At 54.3% G+C, this 23,361-nt stretch carries 22 protein-coding genes; 8 read left to right on the top strand and 14 right to left on the bottom strand.

Annotation, left to right across the window (positions count from 1 at the left end):
* Position 1: 1 nt before the first annotated feature.
* From HNQ64_RS15565 to HNQ64_RS15530, 8 genes are all read right to left on the bottom strand, one after another.
* Positions 2 to 304 (bottom strand): urease subunit gamma, encoded by a 303-nt coding sequence (locus HNQ64_RS15565; protein WP_184210226.1) that lies wholly within the window; start codon positions 302 to 304, stop codon positions 2 to 4.
* A 9-nt stretch (positions 305 to 313) separates the two neighbouring features.
* Positions 314 to 919, bottom strand: a complete 606-nt coding sequence (locus tag HNQ64_RS15560) for a HupE/UreJ family protein (protein WP_184210224.1) — start codon at positions 917 to 919, stop codon at positions 314 to 316.
* Positions 920 to 939: 20 nt separating this feature from the next.
* Complete coding sequence (gene urtE / locus HNQ64_RS15555) at positions 940 to 1,635, bottom strand: urea ABC transporter ATP-binding subunit UrtE (RefSeq protein ID WP_184210222.1); 696 nt, start codon at positions 1,633 to 1,635, stop codon at positions 940 to 942.
* A gap of 4 nt (positions 1,636 to 1,639) precedes the next feature.
* Positions 1,640 to 2,401 carry an urea ABC transporter ATP-binding protein UrtD gene (gene urtD, locus HNQ64_RS15550; protein ID WP_184210220.1) on the bottom strand — a complete coding sequence of 254 codons (762 nt, stop codon included), beginning with the start codon at positions 2,399 to 2,401 and terminating at the stop codon, positions 1,640 to 1,642.
* Between the two features lie 10 nt (positions 2,402 to 2,411).
* A complete protein-coding gene (urtC, locus tag HNQ64_RS15545; protein WP_184210218.1) occupies positions 2,412 to 3,554 on the bottom strand; it encodes an urea ABC transporter permease subunit UrtC in 1,143 nt (380 codons plus the stop codon).
* A 26-nt stretch (positions 3,555 to 3,580) separates the two neighbouring features.
* Positions 3,581 to 5,299 (bottom strand): urea ABC transporter permease subunit UrtB, encoded by a 1,719-nt coding sequence (gene urtB, locus HNQ64_RS15540; protein WP_221305467.1) that lies wholly within the window; start codon positions 5,297 to 5,299, stop codon positions 3,581 to 3,583.
* A 175-nt stretch (positions 5,300 to 5,474) separates the two neighbouring features.
* Positions 5,475 to 6,737, bottom strand: coding sequence for an urea ABC transporter substrate-binding protein (gene urtA, locus HNQ64_RS15535; protein WP_184210214.1), 1,263 nt, complete (start codon positions 6,735 to 6,737; stop codon positions 5,475 to 5,477).
* 116 nt (positions 6,738 to 6,853) lie between these two features.
* The gene (locus tag HNQ64_RS15530) at positions 6,854 to 7,612 is read right to left on the bottom strand and encodes a hypothetical protein (RefSeq protein ID WP_184210212.1); all 759 of its coding nucleotides are present in this window, start codon (positions 7,610 to 7,612) and stop codon (positions 6,854 to 6,856) included.
* A gap of 381 nt (positions 7,613 to 7,993) precedes the next feature.
* Between HNQ64_RS15530 and HNQ64_RS15525 the strand changes: the two genes are divergently transcribed.
* The 3 genes from HNQ64_RS15525 (at position 7,994) to ppk1 (ending at position 12,813) form a co-directional block, all read left to right on the top strand.
* Positions 7,994 to 9,043 (top strand): ROK family protein, encoded by a 1,050-nt coding sequence (locus HNQ64_RS15525; RefSeq protein WP_184210210.1) that lies wholly within the window; start codon positions 7,994 to 7,996, stop codon positions 9,041 to 9,043.
* Between the two features lie 94 nt (positions 9,044 to 9,137).
* Positions 9,138 to 10,682 (top strand): Ppx/GppA phosphatase family protein, encoded by a 1,545-nt coding sequence (locus tag HNQ64_RS15520; protein WP_184210207.1) that lies wholly within the window; start codon positions 9,138 to 9,140, stop codon positions 10,680 to 10,682.
* A complete protein-coding gene (gene ppk1 / locus HNQ64_RS15515; RefSeq protein WP_184210205.1) occupies positions 10,657 to 12,813 on the top strand; it encodes a polyphosphate kinase 1 in 2,157 nt (718 codons plus the stop codon). The genes HNQ64_RS15520 and ppk1 overlap by 26 nt, the downstream gene beginning before the upstream one ends.
* A 17-nt stretch (positions 12,814 to 12,830) precedes the next feature.
* Here the strand turns inward: ppk1 and HNQ64_RS15510 are convergent, their stop codons facing one another.
* Entirely contained in the window at positions 12,831 to 13,178 is a 348-nt protein-coding gene (locus HNQ64_RS15510; protein ID WP_184210203.1) for a VOC family protein, read from the bottom strand.
* A gap of 41 nt (positions 13,179 to 13,219) precedes the next feature.
* On the opposite strand from HNQ64_RS15510, the gene HNQ64_RS15505 reads away from it, so the two are divergent.
* From HNQ64_RS15505 to rfaD, 3 genes are all read left to right on the top strand, one after another.
* Entirely contained in the window at positions 13,220 to 13,630 is a 411-nt protein-coding gene (locus tag HNQ64_RS15505) for an NUDIX domain-containing protein (RefSeq protein ID WP_281382928.1), read from the top strand.
* A 191-nt stretch (positions 13,631 to 13,821) separates the two neighbouring features.
* A complete protein-coding gene (locus tag HNQ64_RS15500) occupies positions 13,822 to 14,337 on the top strand; it encodes a hypothetical protein (protein ID WP_184210201.1) in 516 nt (171 codons plus the stop codon).
* A gap of 68 nt (positions 14,338 to 14,405) precedes the next feature.
* Entirely contained in the window at positions 14,406 to 15,410 is a 1,005-nt protein-coding gene (gene rfaD / locus HNQ64_RS15495; RefSeq protein WP_184210199.1) for an ADP-glyceromanno-heptose 6-epimerase, read from the top strand.
* A 17-nt stretch (positions 15,411 to 15,427) separates the two neighbouring features.
* Here the strand turns inward: rfaD and HNQ64_RS15490 are convergent, their stop codons facing one another.
* The 3 genes from HNQ64_RS15490 to HNQ64_RS15480 form a co-directional block, all read right to left on the bottom strand.
* Positions 15,428 to 16,186: a hypothetical protein gene (locus HNQ64_RS15490; RefSeq protein ID WP_184210197.1), complete on the bottom strand. Its 759-nt coding sequence runs from the start codon at positions 16,184 to 16,186 to the stop codon at positions 15,428 to 15,430.
* A gap of 113 nt (positions 16,187 to 16,299) precedes the next feature.
* A complete protein-coding gene (locus tag HNQ64_RS15485) occupies positions 16,300 to 17,607 on the bottom strand; it encodes a glutamate--tRNA ligase (protein ID WP_184210195.1) in 1,308 nt (435 codons plus the stop codon).
* Positions 17,608 to 17,717: 110 nt separating this feature from the next.
* Positions 17,718 to 18,416, bottom strand: a complete 699-nt coding sequence (locus tag HNQ64_RS15480; RefSeq protein WP_184210193.1) for a GntR family transcriptional regulator — start codon at positions 18,414 to 18,416, stop codon at positions 17,718 to 17,720.
* Positions 18,417 to 18,517: 101 nt separating this feature from the next.
* Between HNQ64_RS15480 and HNQ64_RS15475 the strand changes: the two genes are divergently transcribed.
* Positions 18,518 to 19,684: a Gfo/Idh/MocA family protein gene (locus HNQ64_RS15475; RefSeq protein ID WP_184210191.1), complete on the top strand. Its 1,167-nt coding sequence runs from the start codon at positions 18,518 to 18,520 to the stop codon at positions 19,682 to 19,684.
* Between the two features lie 75 nt (positions 19,685 to 19,759).
* Here HNQ64_RS15475 and HNQ64_RS15470 read toward each other — a convergent pair whose 3' ends face one another.
* Positions 19,760 to 20,713, bottom strand: coding sequence for a D-2-hydroxyacid dehydrogenase (locus tag HNQ64_RS15470; RefSeq protein ID WP_184210189.1), 954 nt, complete (start codon positions 20,711 to 20,713; stop codon positions 19,760 to 19,762).
* A 118-nt stretch (positions 20,714 to 20,831) separates the two neighbouring features.
* Between HNQ64_RS15470 and HNQ64_RS15465 the strand changes: the two genes are divergently transcribed.
* Complete coding sequence (locus HNQ64_RS15465; RefSeq protein WP_184210187.1) at positions 20,832 to 21,551, top strand: ABC transporter ATP-binding protein; 720 nt, start codon at positions 20,832 to 20,834, stop codon at positions 21,549 to 21,551.
* 42 nt (positions 21,552 to 21,593) lie between these two features.
* Here the strand turns inward: HNQ64_RS15465 and HNQ64_RS15460 are convergent, their stop codons facing one another.
* Positions 21,594 to 23,264 (bottom strand): hypothetical protein, encoded by a 1,671-nt coding sequence (locus tag HNQ64_RS15460; protein ID WP_184210185.1) that lies wholly within the window; start codon positions 23,262 to 23,264, stop codon positions 21,594 to 21,596.
* Positions 23,265 to 23,361 lie beyond the last annotated feature (97 nt).

Raw genomic sequence — 23,361 nt, 5'->3', positions numbered from 1 at the left:
GTCAGCGCACGGGGTTGTGAACAGTCACCAGTTTGGTGCCATCGGGAAAGGTGGCTTCCACCTGGACTTCGTGGATCATTTCAGGGATGCCTTCCATGACTTCGTCGCGCTTCACAATGGTGGTGCCATAGCTCATGAGATCTGAAACGCTGCGCCCATCGCGCGCACCTTCCATGATCTCTGCACTGATGATGGCGATGGTCTCTGGGTAGTTCAGTTTCACACCACGATCTCTGCGACGACGAGCCACGTCAGCGGCGACAACGATCAACAGCTTTTCCTGTTCACGAGGGGACAGATGCATGGCAGGTGATCAATGAGAGAGAGCTGCGACAGGACGGCGCAGAGACTGCGTACAGAGCGCGACAAACCAACCTGTGAAGGCTAGCACGGAGCTGGTCAACAACAGCCCGGCAAGGTAGGCGGTAAAACCCGTCTCCAAAGGCCAAGCTAGTGCATGAGCATTCCCCTGCAAAAGGGAGACACACGCAATGACAGCCAGCGGATAACCTGGATGAAGGCGGTATCGCTTCGCGAACAAAAGTAAGGGGCTAGCAAAGGCCAAGGCGCTGCCCAAAGAAACTCCTGAAAGAACAAGCCCCTGGGCACCTGCCCAACCACCGACCAAAAGGCTTGCCAAAAAAGTCAACGCGAGGGCTTGAGAACGAAATCTTCCGCCCGTCGCCACTAAAACCCCCACGGTTAATGCGAATAGCCCGTGCTCCAGACCTAGCAACGGATGTCTCACGCCAGCGAGGAAGGCCATTCCATCTTCGAACTCATCCACATCCTCCATACCAGGAGGCAAATGGTGAGCCTGCAGAGGAGCGACCGTTAATAACAATAAAACAGACCACCGAGCGAACAATGAGAAGCGCCGCAAGAGTGAAAGATGGAAGGACAAAGGCTGGTTAGGCATGGTTGGATAAGATCTCGAGGTTAGACAGTGAGGTGTTTTTTCACCACTTCATCCGTAAGATCCTTGTTCTGTCCTTGAGCAACCACTGTGCCACGATCCATGATGTAAAACACATCGGCCAATTCACGACAAAAATCGAGGTATTGCTCTACGAGCAGAATGCTCATTTTATCTTCCGAGCGAAGGATCTTCAAAGCATCACCGATTTGGTCAATCACATTGGGTTGAATGCCTTCCGTCGGCTCATCCAGAATCAGCACCTTCGGCTCCGTCAAGAGGGCACGCGCAATGGCAAGCTGTTGCTGCTGACCGCCACTGAGCATGCCCCCTTTACGAGGCAAGAATTCCTTGATGATGGGAAACAGGGTGAAGATACGATCCAGCTTTTGTTTGTTCTTCAGCCCTCGGGCCGTGGCACCCAGCATGAGATTTTCTTCGACGGTGAGAAATGGAAAAATGTCACGCCCCTGTGGCACATAAGCCAGCCCCAACCGCGCACGGTCTTCAGGTGCTAATTTGGTGATGTCGGTACCATCAAGCACGACAGTGCCATTGCTGGGTTTGAACAATCCCACGATGGTGCGCAGCGTGCTTGTTTTACCGACACCATTACGGCCCATGAGGCAGCAAAGTTGACCAGCAGGCACCGTCATATCCACCCCACGGAGGATGCGGCTACCGCCAATGGAAGCATGAATAGAAGTCAGATTAAGCATGTTGTTAGGCGGCTTTTTTGCGTCCGAGATAAACTTCGATCACCCGAGGATCATTTTGCACAGCATCCACACTGCCCTCGCAGAGCACACTGCCCTGGTGCAGCACCGTCACCTTGCGCCCGGTAGCGATCTGCTTCACAAAGACCATGTCATGCTCGATCACGATGATGCTGTGTTTGCCTGCGAGCTTGAGCAGAAGCTCGCCAGTGAGAGCAGTTTCGTCATCGCTCATCCCGGCAGCAGGTTCATCAATGAGCAAAAGTTTTGAATTCTGTGCCAGCAGCATCCCGATCTCCAGCCACTGCTTTTGCCCATGAGACAAAGAACCGGCTAGATCCGTGCGGCGGCTACCGAGGTTGATCGTTTTCAGGATTTCGTCAATTCGGTCAATATCCGTGCTGGTAGTTTTACTAAATAGCGTCTTCCAAACCCCGCGCACTCCTTCCAGGGACAATAGGAGATTTTCAAAAACGGTGTGCTCGGTGTAAACGGTGGGGGTCTGGAATTTTCGGCCAACTCCGAGTCGGACAATTTCATGTTCACTCAGGGGTAATAATTCCGTGAGTCCCCCAAAGGTGATGGTGCCTGTGTCGGGCTTGGTGCGCCCTGTGATAAGATCCAGAAAGGTCGTTTTGCCCGCACCATTGGGCCCGATAACCGTTCTCAGTTCTCCCTCGGTAAGATAAAAGTTGAGGTCTGTGATGGCTTTAAATCCAGCGAAGGATTTATTCACGCCCTCGGCGTTCAGAATGAGAGGATTGTCCATGGCGATAAAGTTAAGCGGCTTCCTCCTCGGGCTTGTTGATCGAGATGACCTCGGACTCGTCGGCTCGCGGTTTTCTTTTCTTTAACCAATCACTCACCATGCCTGGGATACCCACAATGCCCTTAGGCAAGAACAAAACGACGATGATGAACATCCCGCCAAGGATGATGAGCCATAGGTCTGGGTAAGCACGCGTGGCCCAGCTTTTGAGCGCATTGACGCTGATGGCTCCTACGATGGGACCAATCAAAGTACCTCGCCCACCCACGGCTGTCCAAACCACAGCTTCCAGTGATTTCTCCGTCGTCATTTCGCTGGGGTTGATAATGCCCACCTGAGGAACATACAGCGCCCCGCCGATGGAGCCAATCAAGGCACTGACAACGAAGATAAAGAGCTTGAAGTTAGGCGAAGAATAGCCACTGAAGAGCACGCGATTCTCACTATCGCGCACTGCTTGTTGGACGAGGCCGAAGCGGCTTCGGGTAAGACAACGGAGCCCAACATAGACCGTGGTGAGAACGATGGCAGTGACGATGAACAGTCCGCGTTTGGTGCCTGGACTGCGAATGTCAAAACCCAGGATAAATCGAAAGTCCGTGAAACCATTGTTACCACCCATGAGCATATCATTGCGGAAAAACATCAACGATGCTCCATAAGTGAGTGCCTGAGTGAGGATGGAAAAATAGACCCCTTTGACTCGTGAGCGAAAGGCTAACCAACCAAAGATGTAAGCCACAATGCCTGGAACTAGCAGCATCATGATCATAGCGAACGAAAAGCTGCTGAACGGAGTCCAGAAAGTCGGCAATCGCTCCCAGCCCAGGAAGACTAAAAAGTCTGGCATATCTTTCTTATACTGCCCCATCGTACCAATCATCCGCATGAGGTACATGCCCATCATGTATCCGCCGAGCGAGAAGAACAGTGCCTGGCCCAGGCTGAGCAGACCCGTGTATCCCCAGAGCAAATCCACGCTAATGGCTAGGAGGGCATAACAGAGATACTTGCCCCAGAGGTTAATCGTGAAGTCACTCACCAACCCGCCCAGATTCAGCAGAGGCAAGACAACGATGAGGAAAAAAGCCACGATGGCGGTGATGGCCCACTCTCTTTTAGCAATGGGGCGGACGAGCAAGGAATGCGTCATGATTTCAAGAGGTCAGTGAAGGTTGATCAGGATTCCAGACTGCGAGTTTTCGTGGCAAACAAACCCGCAGGCCGCCATTGAAGGAAGAGAATGATGGCCCCGAGGACGAGGATTTTACCCAAAACGGGATTGCCCAAAATCTGCTGGAGGGACTGATCCACCACACCGATGCCGATGGCGCTAGCCACCGTACCAATCAGGCTACCTACCCCGCCGACAACGACAGTCATGAAGGCATCCACGATGTAGTTTTGTCCCAGGCTGGGACCGACATTGCCAATTTGGGAAAGGAAGGCACCCGCTAGACCCGCCAAGCCACTGCCAAAGCCAAAGGTCATCATATTGACGCGTTCCGTTCTCACACCGAGGCAGGCTGCCATGTTGCGATTTTGCATCACCGCTCGGATCAACAAACCCAAGGGAGTTTTACTCAAAAGCGCCCAGGTGCCAAAAACGATCAAGATGGCAAAGCCAATCACAAAGACTCGGTTCCAACCGAAGATCACATCGTTGATGGTCCAGTTATCACTGAGCCAGGAAGGGCTATTGACCTGCACATTGTTAGACCCAAAAACGAGGCGGAAGAGTTGCTGAAGAACGAGCGAAACACCCCAGGTGGCGAGCAAGCTTTCCAGTGGGCGCCGATAAAGAAAGCGAATGACTCCGCGCTCCAATGCAAGCCCCACCAAGGCCGCCATGATGAAGGCCATGGGCAACGCGATGACAAAATACATTTCGTACAGCCAACCTGAGGCATTCATACCTGGGAGGCTGAGTTTCATCCCAAAGGGCGAAAGAGCTAAACCTTCCGCAAACAGACACTGCACAACATAAGTGGTGTAAGCCCCCACCGCGATGAGCTCGCCATGCGCCATATTGATGACCCCCATCAAACCAAAGGTGATCGCTAGACCAATGGCGACGACCAGGAGCACCGAGCCCAAAGAAAGTCCCCGAAACAAGGTGCCTAAAAAATTCACAATCGACCGATGAGCTTCAACAGCCTCCAAGGCTTTTTTGGCAGCGATGAGCAGTTCTTTATCTCCGGCTTTCAGAGCCTCTTTCACCACGCTCTCCAGAGAATCTTTGGCGCTGAGCGGGTGAATCTCTGCGAGCGAAGTACAGCCTGCGAGGCGCACCGCTTTGTCTGGGCTTCGCAACTGGGTGAGGGCGATGGCTTCCTGAATGGCTCGTTTGACAGAACTATCGGTTTCAACTTTGAGCCGCTCCTCGAGAATGGGTAACTTTGCTACATCACGTTCCATGCCCATTTGAGTAATGGCGAGCATGCGATCCTTAGCGTTAGGCGCTGTCAATTTGGAAAGGTCGAGCAGCGACTTCATGGCGCGGCGAATGCTGCTATCCGTCTCAGCGATCTCAGCCCGTGCTGGTGCCACGCGGACCACAGTACCTTGAGCGTCTTTGAGAGGTTCTTTGGTATCTAACCGCAGAGCCGTTTCTTTTTTGGTGGCATCTGGATCACCCGCCAGAGTGACAGCAATATATTTATCATCGGCACCTTCGACGAGGTAAATGGATCCACCTTTCCAGGCATCCAGCAAAGGCTCCAGTTCGGGATCAGTCATCCCCGTCAACGAATTAACAAGTTTCACCTGGGCATCGCTGTCTTCCGTCAATACCACAGCCTCAGCAATGATGGCTCGCACACTTTTGGCCTCTTGGGCCCAGGAAAGACTGCTGAAACTCAGAGCAGCCATAATGCTAAAAAACCAGGCTTTATTCATAACAAATGCAGGGCAAACGGTCTTCGATTCACAGTGCAGATTTAATGCCAGTGGCTCTGCCGAATCAGGGTCAGCTCGATAATAAAAAAGGGCGGTCCTCGACCCAACGGACCGCCCCAAATTCACATCAACTCAACTTCAAAGAGAGGAGAAATGAGCAGCGCTAAAACGAAGTTTATTTTGTCTTGAAAGTCCCCTTCAAGAAGGGTTCGCCATAGACATTGTCATAAGATTTGAGGATCTTAAACTGCCCGTTGGCCTTGGTCTCACCAATGAAGACATTTTTCGTCACGTGATGATTTTTCTGGCTGGTCACGGTGCCTGCCGGGCCTTCAAAACTAATGCCTTTTTCAAGCTCGGCGATGACTTTCTCCACCTCAAAAGTCCCGGCTTTTTCGACGGCTGCTTTCCACAGATAAACACCCACGTAACTGAGCACCATAGGGGAACAGGTCACACGACCATCCTTGACGATTCCAGGAACATCGCTCTTAGCCAGCCAAGCTTCGAAATCCGTGATGAATTTCTCATTTGCATCTGATTTGATGGACTGAAAGTAAGTCCAGCATCCCAGTTGCCCCACTAACTGCTTGGCAGGCAGGCCCCGGAATTCATCTTCCGAGATCGAGAAGCTTACAACAGGGCAGGTTTCAGCCGTGAGGCCTGCTGCTGCATACTCTTTGAAGAAAGGAACGTTTGTATCCCCGTTCAAAGTGCTGATCACGCAGGTGTCACCACCGGCAGCATACTGTTTGATTTCAGAGACAATCTGCTGGTAGTCCGTATGGCCAAAAGGCGTGTATTTCCCAGCCGAGATGATCTTGCCGGACTCGTCTTTTTTGAAGCCGCCACCAATGTTTTCCAATGGCACACCCTTGCTGAGGAGGTATTCCAAAAGCACTAAGTTGGTGGTCTGTGGGTACACATAGTCGCTACCCAGCAGGTAGAATTTCTTGAATCCCTTTTCCAGCATGTAATCCACGGCAGGGGTAGCCTGCTGGTTCACGGCTTCCGCAGTGTACATGATGTTGGGGGACATTTCCTCACCTTCGTACTGCACGGGATAAAAGAGCAATCCTTTGTTAGACTCAAAGACCGGCAGCACGGATTTACGACTGACCGAGGTCCAGCAGCCAAAAGTCACAGAGACTTTATCTTGCTCTAGAAGTTGTTTGGCTTTTTCAGCGAAGAGAGGCCAGTTAGACGCTCCGTCCACAACAACGGGTTCGATCTTTTTACCCAGGACACCGCCCTTGGCATTGATCTCATCAAAAGTGAAAAGTAGCACATCTCGAAGAGAAGTTTCAGAAATGGCCATGGTGCCGCTCAATGAGTGGAGCACACCGACCTTAACGGTCTCCTGGGAATGGAGCAGTGGAGTAAGAGCAGCGAGAGCGGCTGCACAGGCGAAACGGGAAAATTGACGAGTGAATTTCATGATTCAGTGAAGAATAAAGTCTGAGCTAAGATGGCCTACTGAGAGAAAGCAGGGTTCAGGAAAGAGCGCATCAGATCTGCCCACCAGGACAATTGATGCGCCCGAAGAAGGGGTGATTAGAAAGTGATCACCACACCCGCACGACCACGGACGAAGCCTTCATCAGGATTGGTCACGATGACGTTGTCATTGGTGTAGAAATAATCCACGGCAGCCGTCAGAGCGACATGCTTGGACAAAGGCAGTGTTGCATTCAGGCCTGCCGAAGCAAAGCCGAAACCTGCCTGGCCACCGTGATAATCATGGGTGTCATAGCTCAGCGCAATAGGCGCAGAGAGTGTGACTGGGCCACATTTCGTGGTAGGGTTGATCCCCACCTGAACCACCAGACCTTCGCCAAAATTGACAGCAGCGCCGCGATCAAAACGACCGTGGAGTAAGAGGTAAGGATTCAGCATGCCGCTATAATCCACACGGAAATCGATGATTTTTTCCGTATTGCCACCGTAGTTCCAATATTGGTTAATCAGCGTGAACTTGAATTTGTCCATGGTGTAGGACATGCCCGCCCAGACGTCGATTTCCTGCACTCGATTACCGAGGGTAGAGTTCGATTCTAGATTATCATTGATGTCCATCCAGGTTCCCACGAAGAAAGTGAAATTGCTGGCAAGATTAAAGTTAATCGCCAAGGAAGGGTGAAAAAGTGGATCCTCCCAAGACTGGCCTGCGCCCCAGATGTCTTGCCCATAGGAAACGAAATGCGAATCCATGAGAAGAGAGAGAGTACCTGTGACCAAAGGTGGCGCAGGAGGCTCCTCCACTGAAGCGACTGCCGGAGTTCCAGCCAGAAGTACGCCTGAGGTCAGGGACATGACAGAGGTGGCCAAAAGGCACTTTTTGAGCATCGCTTGCAACGAGCACTTTAATTTCATCGTATTGATTCGCGTTAGTGTTGATTCGCTAATCCGCCTGGCAGGGTAATCCGGTCTCAAACGAATCCTTGTCAGGCGGTCAGCGATACTAATGTGCTGAGCATCATGCGTGCCATTTAGCTCTAGGATAATGGAGAGATCAGATCCAAATTTGCATTTATGGATCGTTTAAAAAACCGAGTCCATTCTCAGCCCTCTTTTTCTACGCACGCAGAGCGCATGACCAGCTAGGTCTCACTGCGAAACAGCCCTTGAGTCGCCAGGATTGTTGCTTGCTGTGGAGTCAAAGCCGATGCTCTATTCTAAGAACTTCGTGATCCTATGCCAGCCAACGCCACCTCCAAAATCAAACTGAAGAAGAAGCCCGGCAAAAAGATCAAAACCGAGGCCAAGCTGACGCTCAAATCCATCCCTTTCTGGATCGGATTCGATCTCGGGGGAACCAAGATGCTGGCCTGCGTTCTGGATGAGGATTACCATGTTTTGGGCACTGCGAGAAAGTCCACCAATGGATCGGACGGCCAGATCAAGGGGCGAAAAAAAATCACCACCGTCATTCAAGAAGCGATAACGGCTGCGGGCGTGGACCCGAAAGGGCTGCAAGGAATCGGCATCGGCTGCCCAGGCTTGGTCAATCCCGAAAAAGGCATCCTCATCAATGCCCCAAATCTGGGCTGGAAGAACATGGGACTGGCTGGCATTTTGAAGACTGCTTTTAAAAAGCCAGTGGCGGTGCTCAATGACGTGGATGCAGGCACCTTTGGAGAATACAAACTGGGAGCAGGCAAAGGAGCCCGCTCACTTCTGGGCATCTTCCCCGGCACAGGCGTGGGATCTGGTTTTGTCTATGATGGGAAACTCGTGATGGGTCGCAGTGTCTCCGCCATGGAACTAGGCATGGTCTATGTGCCTGGCACTCATTTAGGAAGCGCCGTGCCAGGGGCGGTGATGATCGAAGACCTCACCAGTCGCCTCGCAGTGGCATCCCAGGCTGGCATCGCCTGTTACCGAGGACAGTTACCCGAACTGGATAAAAAAACCCGAGGTAATCTGCGCGAGATCCGCAGCAAGGCCCTTTCCGCAGCCTACAATTCCGCCGAGCCTGCTGCGGTATCCATGATCCGCAACAGTGTGTCCTATTTGGGTATGGGGATCGCCACCGTGGTCAATCTGCTAGCTCCTGATCAAATCACCTTAGGCGGGGGCTTGGTGGAGGAGATCCCTCAGGTTTACCTGACCTTACTCAAGGAAGAGGTCAACCGTTATGCCCTGCCAAGTCTCAGCCGTGGGATCAAATATTCCCTGGCCAAGTTAGGCGGTAATGCCGTGGCTGTGGGCAGCGTCGCCTGGTTGCGCGAGCAGAAACCCTAGCCTATGGCCTCCCATACCAGTGGCTGTAGGGTCAGGCTCACATTTCTCCGGCCCTGAGTCACTTTTCCTCACCAACCTTTCGTCAGTTTTTGTCATGTCCGTCCCGCCTGTGTTATCGTCTTCAGAACACGCCATCATTTACGTCGGTGCGGCGTCGCTCTCGCTCATCATCGGCACACGCAATGACTCAGGCAGCTTTAGCCTTTTGGAACATCTGGATAAGCCGCTGCCCATGGCTAGGGATATTTTCCGCACTGGCAACATCACCCGCGCGACGGTGGAACAAGCCGCCGGAATCTTGAAAGACTATCTGTTAACCGTACGGGAATTCGGACTGCCTCTGGCTAACGTCCGCCTGTATAACACGAACATTCTTTCTGAGGCAGGCAACCATGAGATTTTCCTCAATCGCCTGCAAGTCAGCACCGGCCTGATCGCACGATTGATAGACGATGGCGATATGACGCGACTGGTCTATCAAATCGGCCTGCGTATGCTGAAAAAGAACCCGGAGTTGCGGGAGGGACACACCTTTGTCTCTCACATCGGGCCAGGCAATACGCGCGCCCTGTATTTCAAGGATGGGCGACTGGCTGCGTATAGCAACTATCGGTTAGGCATCTTCCGGGCTCGCGAAGCGGTGGCTGGAGCAGACGGTGAATCTGCCCAGCATCTGACCCACCTCGAAGAGCACATCCGCGGGGTCGTGGACCATCTGGCCCAGGATTACTCTGGCTACCAGATTGATAATCATGTGGCCATCGGCGCAGAGATCCAAAGTGTGGCGGCAGAGCTGACGACGGCTAAGCAAGGGGCCTTTCGAATCACCGAGGAAGAGCTGGAACGTTTCACAGAAAAGCTCGCCGTCCTGAATCCTGACGAGCTGGTGAGAAAACTGCATGTCCACTACACGGGTGGAGAAGGCATTGTGCCGGCGTTGCAGACCAACCTGGCCCTGGCACGCCGGTTTGGCGATGAGGCGCTATGGATCCCTGAGGGGGACTTTCAGCGGGAGTTGATGCTGGATTTAATGACTGCCAGCCCGCACTCGGCCAATTTCCAAGATGAAGTGGTGCAGGCCGCCTGCGAGATCGGCGTGCGCTATAAGACCGACCGTAAGCATGCTGATCATGTGGCAGGCTTTGCCCAGCAACTGTTCCGTGAACTTCAGCACTTGCATGCCCTGGATGCCAAGTATGAGTTGGTATTGCGAGTCGCCGCTGTCCTGCATGAAGTAGGCATGTTCATCAGCCCGCGCGAGCACCACAAACACAGTCTCTACATCCTTCTGCAAACTGAGATCTTTGGTCTGAGCAGTTCCGATGGGGAAATGGTGGCCCTGCTGGCCCGTTACCACCGCCGCTACAATCCTGAGCCTAACCACCCAACCTTCTCCGACCTGACCCGAGAAGAGCGCATGATCGTCTTTAAACTCGCCGCTCTGCTCCGCATTGCCGATGCGCTGGATCGCACTCATGCACAGCGCATCAAGACCATCCAACTCCGGCCCGAAGGCAGCCGCCTCTACATCCTGACGCCAGGCGTGGATGACACGACCGTCGAGCAGATCGCCATCAACTCCAAGTGTGACCTTTTCCGCGAAATTTACGGCTATGACATCCTCCTCACCAAGCCTTGATGCCAAGCAGCAGGCTCAGTCCCCTGCCTTGACAGACGAACATTTCCTCAACCGTGAGTTGAGCTGGCTAGCCTTCAATGAGCGCGTCTTAGCTGAGGCTGCTCGTGCTGAATTGCCTGTGCTGGAGAGGGTCAAATTCCTGGCCATCACGGCTTCGAATTTGGACGAATTTTTCATGGTCCGTGTCGGCGCGTTGCAGTTCCTGCGTGAGCAGGGACGACGGGTCAAAGATCCCTCCGGCCTCACCCCCACCCAGCAGTGGGAAAAGATCCAACAGCGGGCCGCAGCCTTCGTCGCAAGGCAGTATGAGATCTTGAACCAGGAGCTTTTGCCACTGCTGCGGGAAAAAGGTATCCGCAGGCTGAGCGCCAATGAACTGACGCTCGCCCAGCGCACGCATCTGGAGTCCTACTTTCATGAGTACATTTTCCCCGTGCTCTCTCCTATCGCACTGGATGATGATAAGCCGCGCATTTCTGTGCCTGCCCTTCAGATCGCGCTGTTGTGCAATGTACAGTCTGAGTCTGATGGCAAGACCACACAGCGTCTGGTGCTCTTTACCCTGCCTTCAAACCTCCCCCGTCATGTCCTAGTGCCTGAGGTGGAAAGCGGCCTGCATGCCTACCTGAATCTGGAGGACCTGCTCTCCCTCTTTCTGCACCTGTATTTCCCTTCGGAAAAAGTCACGGCCAGCGCTCGTTTTCGCATCAGTCGAAATTCAGACATCGCGGTGGATGATGAAAGCTCATTCGACCTCGCGAGCCAGATGGAAGACATCCTTGAGGCGCGGCTTCAAAGTCCGGCCATCCGTATCGAGATCGAAGACGGTGCTCCAAAAGAACTTGTGAAAGCCATCCGCGATCTTTGTGGGGCGAAAACAGCGCAAGTCTATACCATCCCCGGTGAGCTGGATCTACGGGCTTATTTTGTGATCTCAGGTCTTTCAGGTTTTGAGGACCTCAAGGTGGAACCTTGGGACAGCCAGTCCTCCCCCCAAATCCAGCCCGGAGAGAGCATGTTCGATGCGATCAAACGTGGCGACATCCTGCTGCATCACCCCTACGAGACCTTTGATCCGGTGATGCAACTCATCGAAGAAGCAGCGGCAGATCCCGACGTCATCGCCATCAAACAGATCCTCTACCGCACAGCCAAAAACAGCCGCATCATCAGCGCTCTCATCCGCGCTGCCCAGGCGGGTAAACACGTCACTGTCTTGGTGGAGTTGAAAGCGCGGTTTGATGAAGCACGAAATCTGGAACGTGCTGAAGACCTGCTGAATGCCGGAGCGCAAATCATCTACGGTGTCCGTGGCCTGAAAACACACGCCAAGATCTGCCTGGTCATGCGCCGGGAGGCAGGGCATCTCGTGCGCTACATGCACTTTGGCACGGGCAATTACAATGAAGCCACCTCGAAATTGTACACCGACATCAGCTATCTGACCTGCCGCCAAAACTACGGCAGCGATGCCAGTGCCTTTTTTAACACGGTCACAGGCCGCTCACGGTTCGTCCATTTTGAGCGCATCTCCATGGCTCCTTTTGGGCTGCGGGAGCGCCTGCTTTCCATGATCCACAGTGAAACGGAGCGCGCCCGCCAGGGTGAGGAAGCGGAGATCATGCTGAAGATGAATGCACTGGAAGATCGGAAGATGATCACCGCACTTTATGAAGCCTCTCAGGCAGGTGTGAAGGTGCGCCTGAATGTGCGTGGCATCTGCTGCCTGCGCCCTGGGGTGAAGGGGCTCAGTGAAAACATCAGCGTTTTGAGCATCATTGACCGCTACCTAGAACACGCCCGCATCTACCACTTTCGCCAAGGAGGGAGACCCGTCATTTTCATCTCCAGCGCTGACTTCATGAACCGTAACTTGTCCAAACGCGTGGAGCTACTGGTCCCTGTGGAGGATAAAGAAGCGAAAAAACGTCTCACACACATTTTGGAAACGCACTTCGCAGACACCTCCAGAGGACGCATGTTAAAGCCCGATGGCACCTGGGCCGCGCCAGCGGGAGCCACTGGTAAAGCGCTGCGCTCTCAAGAAATCTTCGCCAAGGAAGCCAGCAAACGCATTCGCCAGCGGAACCAGGCACCGGATGTGCTGGTACCGCATGTGCCTAAATCTTGAATCGCATCAATGATTCATCACCCCACATACTGGGTGATGAATCCCTCATTCCCCTCGGGATCACGGTAACGGCCTAACAAAATAGGTTCTCCATCTCGCTGCTGAGGCAGGTCCAAGATCTTCCCACCTGCACGCTCAATATTGACGGCAATCTCCAGAACGTCCTCAAATTGCAGGCTCAGACCCGTTGCATTCACACTGCCATCGTGCCCGCCATGAAAAGCCAAAATGGCATCGCCACAGGCCACTTCCGACCAGAAATCACTCACGAAAACGGACTGAAAACCGAGAACGGTGGTGTAGAAACGGACCGCGCGGCGCATATCCGCCGCCAACAGCATGAATTTGACTTTCTCTGGGCGCATCCCTGGACTATGCGCGGCTGATTCCTGACGTCAGTGAAAAAATGACTCTCTCTCCCGCCATGCCTGTGGACGTGGTCTGCGCCGTGATCCGACGCCAAGACCGCATCCTCCTTGCCCAGCGCCCACCAGGCAAACGGCTGGCAGGTCTGTGGGAATTCCCAGGGGGGAAAGTCGATCCAGGCGAAACTCCTGCGCTAGCCCTGCACCGGGAGCTCATGGAGGAACTGGGCTGTGAGGTCCGCATCCTTCAGGCAGGCCCTGCCTTTTTGCATGAGTATCCGTGGGGGTGCATTCGCCTTTTTCCCTTCTTGTGTGAATTGACCTCTGAAAGCCCAGAGCCCCAGGCTCATGAGCACACCGAGCTCATTTGGGATTTTCAAAAAAATCTTCTGCGCCCCGACTTGGCCCCGGCAGATGTGCCCGTGGTGAGATGGCTCACTGACTTGGCCTGAGTCTTGCACCTAAAGACTTGATTTTGAGTCGCTTGCAGACTGCTGGGCAATAAACGCCCCGCGCAGCAACGCGCTTATGAAGGAACATTATTTCAGATATGTTAATATTATAATGTTTTTAAAGTTTACCATAACCAGTTGATATTTTAGATAAATCATGACAAAATGCTGACAAGTTATTGAAATTCGCCATGCAAACTCCCGCTCCCCTCGTCAGTTCGGAAATGGCCTTCGCCAACTTTGATCTTCTCAGCTTTGGAGAGATTTTGGTGCCAGATCACCCCCTGCGTTTTGGCTTTCAGGTGGACATCGTCCCTTCACAAAATGCCTGCCGCCAGATTGTGATCGCCCTGGTGGCAAAGACATCTGAAGTTAGTGCTGAAGGACATCCCATGCATGGCTTCGCGGTGCGGGTGGATCTGGAAACTGGGGAAATTTGGGATCTCGTGAATGACAGTGGTTTAGTCGGCTGGATCGAGCGCCCGATGGATAGCTTTACGGACGAAGAACCTCTCCTGCTCAACTGGGAGGTGGAGCACCATGGAGCGGCCCTGATTCCCCGCCTCCAGATTGCCGATGAAGTTTTCCTCTATCCTGCCCTGCTCTATCGGGATGGCATGACGATGGATACCGTCGCAGGCAGTGAAGCTGGTAAGGCTGCGGCAGCTACCTTTCTGCACCCGGCGGTCTGGCGGGAATCGCTGTAACGGCGCTTCTGCAGGTTCATTCAGAAGTGGAGGTTGCGAAATCCATCGCCCCTCGCTATCGCCTACGGATGCCCATCACCCCTGAAAGCCGCATTCTCGTCACCGGTGGCGCCGGATTCATCGGCAGCGCCCTCGTCTGGGAACTGAATCGCCGTGGTTGCGAAAACATCATCGTCTCAGACCGTCTCTGCACGGATGAAAAGTGGAAGAATCTCGTCCCTCTGCGCTTCCATGATTATGTGGATGGTGGAGATTTGGAAAAGCACATCCGCACCTCTCCTGACAGCCTGGGGCAATTTGATGTCATCCTGCATCTCGGGGCCTGCTCAGCCACCACGGAGAAGGATGCCGACTACCTCATGCGCAATAATTATGAGCTGACCAAGATCCTGTGTGAGTGGTCTCTGGCCAAAGGCACCCGTTTTGTCTATGCCTCTTCCGCCGCAACTTATGGCGATGGCGCCCACGGCATGGATGATCAACTGCAGGATCTGCACCGCCTGCGGCCGCTGAACATGTATGGTTATTCCAAGCACCTCTTTGACATCCATGCCCAGCGCACTGGCATGCTCAGCCAGGTGGTGGGCATGAAGTATTTCAATGTCTATGGCCCCAATGAAGACCATAAGGCAGACATGCGTAGCGTGGTGCATAAGGCGTATGGTCAGATCCTGAACACCGGGAAGGTGCAGCTCTTTAAATCTCACCGCCCTGACTACAAGGATGGCGAGCAGATGCGCGACTTTCTTTACGTCAAAGATGCCATCCAGATGACTCTGCACCTGGCAGAGCAGACCCAGGCCAATGGCCTCTTTAACCTGGGCTCTGGCCAGGCACACACCTGGGTGCAGCTAGCTCAGGGCATCTTTGCCGCCTTGGGGCAGCAGCCTAACATAGAGTTTGTGGATATGCCTGAGCATCTCCAGTCCAAGTACCAGTATTATACCTGCGCAGACATCACCAAACTGCGCGCCTCCGGCTTCACCCAGGATTTATACACCCTCAATGAAGCGGTGCGAGATTACGTCCAGGGTTACCTCGTCGGAGACAAACGCCTCGGCGATGAAGCCTGAAAAGCAGCCGTAGAGGCCTAGGGTTTAGGCGGCGGCGGGCTTCCCGCCTCGCCTTCTTTAGCCCGGCGTTCTCTAGCAGCCTGGAATTCTTTGCCCACAGCCTCGCGATAGCTTTCGCGTAGGCTCTGCACGGCCTGCACGCGCTCTTCACCAGTCGTGCCTTCCACCCGGGTGATGGCCTCACGCACCTTAGGGTAAGCGACCACGCGCTCATGCAGTTTGCGAGTTTCTTCACGGCGCTCAGGGCGGGAAAAACTCATCAACTCCATGCCAAGGCGCTGCACCATGATCCGAGGAAAATCGGTCGAATCTGTGGCGGGGAGCTTGGGTAATTCCCGAGGGTCAAAGTGATCTTTGGGTTCGATCTTGGCCAAAATCGCCGCTGCTTCAGGATCTATCTTTTTGAGAGATTCGCGGATGGTATCCCTCATCTCTTCATTGGCACGCATAGCTTTGTCTTTCGCTTCGATGACTTCGGGGCGACTCCATACTTTATCCAGAGCCTCGCGGACGCGCTTTTTTTCGTCGTCGGGAAGCTTGTCAAAGCCATCATGCCGCATGGGAGGTCGCCCACCAAAACCAGACATCCCTCCACGCCAATCGCCGCGGTCACGATCTCCCCGCTCCCCCCTTTCCTTAGGCGGGCCGTAGTGTGGAGAGGGCTTGTCCCCGCGCTCTCCTTTGGGTGGTGGTGGAGGTTCAGCGCGGGCGACCGTTGCCAGGGCTAGCAAGAGGCCAGAGACTGCCAGAAATCGTGTCATCGCGTTAAGTTTCATCGGATCAAAGGGGTGCGCAACCTCGGAGGAGGCCAAAGGGATAAACCTTTGGACTTCTCGAGAGTTGCGGTCAGATCAAACGATTGCTTGCGAGGCTTTGTCTTGATCTTCTTTTAGAGGCCCAGCGTGCGCTCGATGCGCCCTAAGGTACTCGCCTGACCGATGAGGTGCGCAATGGTGCTAACTCCTGGTCCACGGGACTGGCCACTGAGGGCAAAACGCAGCAAGGGCATCAGCGCCCCAGGTTTGACACCCGCTGCTTTCGCCGCGTCTTCGATGGCGGTGTGCACGCTGGCTTCCGTCCATTCTGTGAGTGCGGCGAAGGCTGTGGATGCAGCTTGTAGCAAGGCCGGGTTCTCAGGCTTGGCCTTGAGCTTAGTGACCACATCCGCCTCAAAGGGATAGTCCTCGCGAAAGAAATAATGCACCCAATCGGGGATCTCCGTCAGCAGGCTGACCTTTTCTTTCACGCTATAAACAGCGGCAGCGGCCATGGCTTCATCGGTGATGATGAGACCTGCTTTGTCCAAGAAGGGACGGGTGGCGGCAAAGAGATTTTCCGGGTTCAGGGCACGGAGATACTGCGCATTAAACCAACTGCATTTCTGCATGTCAAAGCGGGCATTGGAGCTATGGATTTCCGCAGGTTCAAACAGGCTGGTCAGCGTGGCGCGGTCCAGCACTTCCGCCTCGGTGCGAGGAGTCCAGCCTAGGAGGCAGAGGTAGTTAAAAACTGCGTCGGGCAGGAAGCCGCCATTCATATAACTGCTCTCGATGGCGCTGCCGGCATCGCGCTTGCTCATCTTGGAGCTGTCGCTGTTCAAGATCAGAGGAATGTGTGCATAAGTAGGCGGGGTGGCCCCGAAGGCATTGAAGAGATCAATGTGTTTCCAGGTATTGGAGAGGTGATCCTCCCCCCGGAAGACGTGCGTCATTCTCATTTCGATGTCGTCCACGACATTGACGAAGTGGAAGATGTAGCTGCCATCGGGACGGCGGAGCGTCATGTCTGGCTCTTCCGTCGGAGCGAAGGTGACATCACCACAGACGAGGTCATGCACCGTGATGGCGGTGCGGCTGAACTTGAACCGAACGGCCCCATTTTCCTCCACGTAGGTGCGGCCATCGGCAGTCAGCTTGGCGAGGTAACGGTCGTAAATTTCTTTGCGCTGGCTCTGGTAGTAGGGGCCATAATCACCGCCTTTTTCGGGGCCTTCATCCCAGTCCAGTCCCAGCCACTTCAGCCCCTTGAGGATGCCTGCGGAGGCTTCTTCGGTATTGCGTGCGCCATCGGTATCCTCAATGCGCAGAATGAAGGTGCCGCCGTTTTTACGAGCGAAGAGCCAGTTGAACAAAGCAGTGCGGGCACCACCGACGTGGAGGTCACCAGTAGGGGAGGGAGCGAAGCGGACGCGGATCATGGTTTTGGGGCCGCCAAGAAAGGGCAAGCGAGATGAGAGTCAACCCAGGAAGGAGGCTTTGCAAAACCACACCTAAGGAGTGCTTCATCTCTAGGACTCCACTGCCCCGTTCACTTCATGAGCTTTTGATAATGCGAAAGAGCGGTGGCATTATGCCGCTGGATGACTTGCGTGAGCTTCTCCGCATCGCCTTGACGAAAGGCCCGCACGATGGCGCGGTGCTCTTTATTCGCCTGCTCAGGGCTAGGTGGCTGAGTACCCTTGAAGGCGAGACGGTGAAGACGCTCCCATTCTGCCAGGATGGATTGTAACCCCTGCTCGGCCCGTGTGAAGCCCGCGATGCGGCAGGGCAGAAGGTGAAATCGGCGATTAGCCTGCTCAAAACCCGCCGTGTCACCACTTGCTGCCGTGCTTTCTAAAACCTGAAGGATGGCCTCCAGCTCGGCCAAGTCCGCGCTGGTCATCAGCGGTAGTGCATGGATGGCCGACGCCGTCTCCAGAGCGCCTAATAACGCAAAGATTTCAACCAGCGCCGACACATCCACCGGAGTAACACGAACGCCTGTATGAGCCCGGATTTCGACCAGTCTCTCCGACTGAAGCTGACGCAGAGCTTCCCTCACAGGGATAATGCTGACCTGAAATCGCTTCGCCAAGGCATCAATCACCAGCACCTCCCCCGGCTGCAAAACGCCCCCCATGATCTCCCCTCGTAGAGCTTCATAAACGGCACGCTGTTTGGTCGTGATGACAGCAGCAGGAATCTCCAAGGGGGCAGATGAAGCGGGTTTGGAAAAAGCTTTAGGCATGGGTGCTGAAGAAAAGACGCATTGAAAAACGCACTTGCCATATATCATATATGATTTAAAAAGCAACACGCAATCCATGCGATTGCCCAACCTTCTTTCACATGAGCATCCAACGCATCGGCATCATTCTCAACGGCGTCACGGGACGCATGGGCACCAATCAGCACCTCGTGCGCTCCATCCTGGCCATCATCCGCCAGGGCGGCATCAAGGTTTCCGATGAACTCACCCTGATGCCGGATCCGATCCTCACGGGCCGCAGTGCGAGCAAGTTGCAGGAACTGGCGACGAAACATAGCTGTGCCAAAACAGGGCCCTTGAAGACCAGCACAGATCTCCCTGCGGTGCTGGCAGACCCTGCTTACCCGATTTTCTTTGATGCCTCCGGCACCCTGCACCGCGCACGTTTCGTGCAAATGGCAGCAGCAGCTGGCAAGGCCATTTATTGCGAAAAACCAACCGCAGTGGAGACGGCTGAAGCCCTTCGCCTAGCTGAAGTCTGTGAGAAAGCGGGTATCAAGAACGGCGTGGTTCAGGACAAACTGTGGCTGCCAGGGCTGCGCAAACTCGCGCTCCTAAAGTCGCAGGGGTTCTTTGGTCGCATCCTGAGCGTGCGCGGTGAATTTGGCTACTGGGTCTTCACCGGTGAGCATGAAGGACAGCCTGCGCAGCGCCCTTCCTGGAATTATCGAAAGGCCGATGGTGGCGGCATCATCGTGGACATGCTCTGCCACTGGCGTTACGTGATCGATAATTTGTTCGGCGAAGTCACAGCCGTATCTTGCCTTGGGGCCACACACATCCCTCAGCGAGTGGACGAGAAAGGCGAGACGTACAACTGCGACACCGATGACAGTTGCTACGCCACCTTTGAAACGGCCGACAATGTGGTGTGCCAGTTCAACAGCTCGTGGAACGTGCGTGTGCGGCGCGATGATCTCTTAACGCTGCAAGTGGATGGCACCCACGGCTCGGCCATGGTGGGGCTGCGCAAGTGCTGGTTCCAATCCATGGCAGGCACGCCAAAACCAGTGTGGAACCCAGACATTGACAGCCCGATTAACCATTACAACCACTGGCAGGAAGTGCCGGATACGGCGGAGTATGACAATGCCTTCAAGATCCAGTGGGAGATGTTCATCAAGCATGTGGCTCTCGATACCCCTTTCCGTTGGACACTGCGTGAAGGTGCTAAGGGCGTGCAGCTCGCAGAACTAGGCCTACAAAGCTGGGCCGAGCGCAAGTGGCTGAACGTGCCTAAGATCTAAGGGTATAGATTTAGAGCGTGGAGGCGGATCGCGACGGCGCTCTCCTCCACGTTTTTTTGACTTATGGCGGCGGGATTAACCGACAACATTGACGGGTTTTCCATCGAGGAAGGCCTGCAAATTAGAAGCCGTAGCCGCGATGAGGCGGACACGCGCCTCACGGCTGGCCCAGCCGATGTGCGGTGTGATGAGACAGTTTTTGGCTCCTATTAGCGGATTGCCATCCTTAGGCGGCTCCACCGAAAGAACGTCCAAGCCAGCCCCTGCAATGCGGCCACTGTTCAGTGCGGCGGCCAGGGCGGCCTCATCCACCAGAGGCCCGCGGCCTGTGTTGATGATGAAGGCGGATTCCTTCATGAGGCCGAGGGTGCGGCCATTGACCAGGTGCTTGGTCGCATCGGTCAGCGGGCAGTGCAGGCTGATGGCATCACTCTGCGCAAAGACTTCGTCTATGCTGGCCGGAGTCACCCCTTCTGGAGGAGCCACTTTCCAGTCACGTTTGCTCGCGAGAACCTTCATGCCAAAAGCCACCGCGATGCGACCAACAGCAGAACCGATATCGCCATAACCAATGATGCCGAGCGTGCGACCACTGAGCTCAATGATGGGAAAATCCCAGTAGCAGAAGTCTGGGCAACTCTGCCAGCGACCTTCAGCAACGGTTTGGGCGTGATGGCCCACGTGGTTGGTCAGCTCCAGCAGCAGGGCAAAAACAAGCTGGGCCACGGCGGGCGAGCTGTAGCCTGGCACATTGGTCACGACGATGCCGCGCTCCTTAGCCGCCGCCACATCCACAATGTTGTAACCCGTCGCGGTGACACCGATGTATTTAAGATCAGGCAAGGCCGCGATGATCTCACGGGTGACAGGTGCTTTGTTGGTAATAATCACTTCCGCACCGGCACAGCGCGCGGCGGTTTCTGTCACGGGTGTACGATCGTGAATCTCGCATTCAGCGATGGCTTGCAGAGGTGCCCAGGAGACGTCTCCTGGATTGGCGGTGTAGGCATCGAGCAGGACGATTTTCATAAAGTGGCCTGTATGATGGGCGGGCGGGCGAGCTTGGCCAGAAAGAAAGTATTCAGTATTCAAAGCCGACGAAAACTGAATACTGAACACTGTCCCGAGAAAAACTGTTTAAGCATTCATGATCCAGATTGATAACCTCACCATGCACTACGGCGACCTCAAGGCGCTGGACAGCCTGTCTCTGGAAATCCAGCCTGGAGAACTGTTCGCCTTTTTAGGCCCCAATGGCGCAGGTAAGACCACGGCTATCAAGCTACTGACGGGCCTCATGAAACCGATGAGTGGCCAGGTTCGCATCTGTGGGATTGATATCCAAAAAGAGCCGCTCAAGGCCAAGTCCATGCTGGGTTATGTGCCGGACGTAGCGGTGTTTTATGAAAAGCTGAGCGCCCCCGAATTCATGCATTTCATCGCCGAGCTTTTTGAGATGGACATTCAACACGCCGCCAAGCGCACCAACGAGCTTTTCACTCAATTTGGCCTGCATGAGCATTGCGGTCAGCGAATCGAGAATCTCAGCCATGGCACACGTCAGAGGTTAGCGATCGCTAGCGCCCTACTGCATGACCCGAAGGTCTTCGTCATTGATGAACCCATGGTGGGCCTGGACCCCATCCACGCCCGTGTGGTGAAAGAAGAACTCAAACGCCAGACCCAGGCAGGAGCCACGGTGCTGATGAGCACGCACCTCCTCAACATCGCCGAAGAGGTGGCGGACCGCATCGGCATCATCAATCGGGGCAAACTTCTCTTCGTCGGCACCCTGCAAGAACTGCGCGCCGCCCATGAGAAGCAAGGGCTACGACTTGAAGAGATCTTCCTGGAGATGGTGGGATGAGGATGCCCTGAGTCCTTGATTGAGCAGTTCCCGATCGCCGTCTTAGAGATGGGATGTCGTCCGCGTCAGCGGTGTCTTCACTTCCAAGCTTGGGGCGGATGCCTTTTCCTTATTTTTCTGGAACTCGCTTTTGTACATGTCGGACACGCTTTGTGATCGCTCTAATTTGGCAGGCCCATCATCCGCTTTAGCACCGCCTGCACTCAAAGAATCGGCAATGTCATCTTGTTCCATGTCCAAATCACGATCTTCCATTTCTCTTTCAAAAGGATGATCGTACTCAGGTCTCACGGGCGAAGAATCCTCTTTCAAACTCAAAGATGAATCGGATGAGGCCAAGGGAGGTGAGGAAACCAACAAAGAGGATGGGGGAGATGCTGGAGACGAAACCAACAACGATGATGGGGGAGACGCGGGTGGTGAGATGGCTGGCAACACCGCCAATCCGACGGGAGCCACGGGACCACGAATTTGATCCATCATCGTATCCCAGGCCGGCATAGCAGCTCCACCTTGTCGGATATCAGCAGCCCCTTGATCGAGTGGGCCCGATACAGCAAGGGGATCCGGCAGGTAGCTTGTGGAGGCAAAAGTCTGAGCGATTTTCACCCCATTCAGCAGAGTTCTTGCACTCGCAGCCTTCGCGGGATCGCTGTCCGCTAATTCCGGAGTCAAATTACCGGTCAGTTGGCCACTCACCCCACGAAGAAAAACCACATTTACAACGATGCGATCCCCTGCCTCTGGCCCTAAATTAGGGTTTTGAAGAGCTGTCTGGTGTAGCCCATGGAGGAAGGGTTGCACGCCAGCCATTTGAGGAGCATGCGCGGCCATGGATTGCAAAAGTTGCTCGCCGATTTGCGGACCTGTGAGCACCCCTAAGTTATTTCGCAGCGCTTGCGCATCGGCTTCAACATTGTCAAAATACGGTGTCGCATTCGTCAATACAAACTCACGCGCGAATTCTGCTGAGATGGTATCTTCCCGCAAAAGGGTGCTGGCGCTCGCTCCATTGAGTTCCACTTGTAGCCTAGCGCAGCAGACATCTTGAAACTCCTGCTGAGTGATGTCCCCTCTGCTATTCAGTGCGTGAAATGCCGCAGCCCCCACATCCTTGGACGCACCAGGCTGATTCATTGCAGCCAGAGCCTGCTGGGCTGCAAGTGCAGGTGTCGCGGCAAGGCGAATATCCTCAATGGATTTTACCGCATCTAACGCAATTTGACGCCCCCCCGCAGCGCTGAGTGTTTGACCGTTCATCACGGCCCTGTTTGCCTCAGTTTCAACGGCGCTTGACACCAATTTTGAGAGATACCCGTTCAGATTTGCGTCTGGTGTGTTGGCAGAGTTTTGAACACACTGGCGAGTGAGTTCATCATGCCAAGTTCGCTGCACCAGATCCAACCCAGTTTTGACAGATTTGCCGTCAAGGTTCACAACATCGTGAATCTGCCCTTGAATCTTTGCCGAAGGAGCCACTCCCGTAGTGACTTTAAAAGCATCCGTTAGGGCGAGTTCAGCCGCCTGTTTTTGAGCACCTCGGGTGAAAACCCCAAACACACCTTCATTGTCTTTCTTCGCTGACAACATTCCACCTTTGACGCGCAACTGAAGGTCGTCAGCCTTGGAAAAGTTGTTTTTGATATCGTCGAAACTCAACTGAACCGTCACTGGCAGGGGATTGCTGTTATCAGGCGGTGTGGGACTAGGCATAAGATTCTAAATTGGTTCCTCTAGAAATAGCCATTGAATGAAATCTTGTGACGACGCCTGCGAAAGCTAAAACCTTTTTCAATCGCACTCCTGAAAA

The organism is Prosthecobacter dejongeii (genome assembly GCF_014203045.1).
In the GTDB taxonomy this organism is placed as follows: domain Bacteria; phylum Verrucomicrobiota; class Verrucomicrobiia; order Verrucomicrobiales; family Verrucomicrobiaceae; genus Prosthecobacter; species Prosthecobacter dejongeii.
The sequence above is the reverse complement of the archived record's forward strand: the minus strand, read 5'-3'. Positions and strand labels throughout refer to the sequence as shown.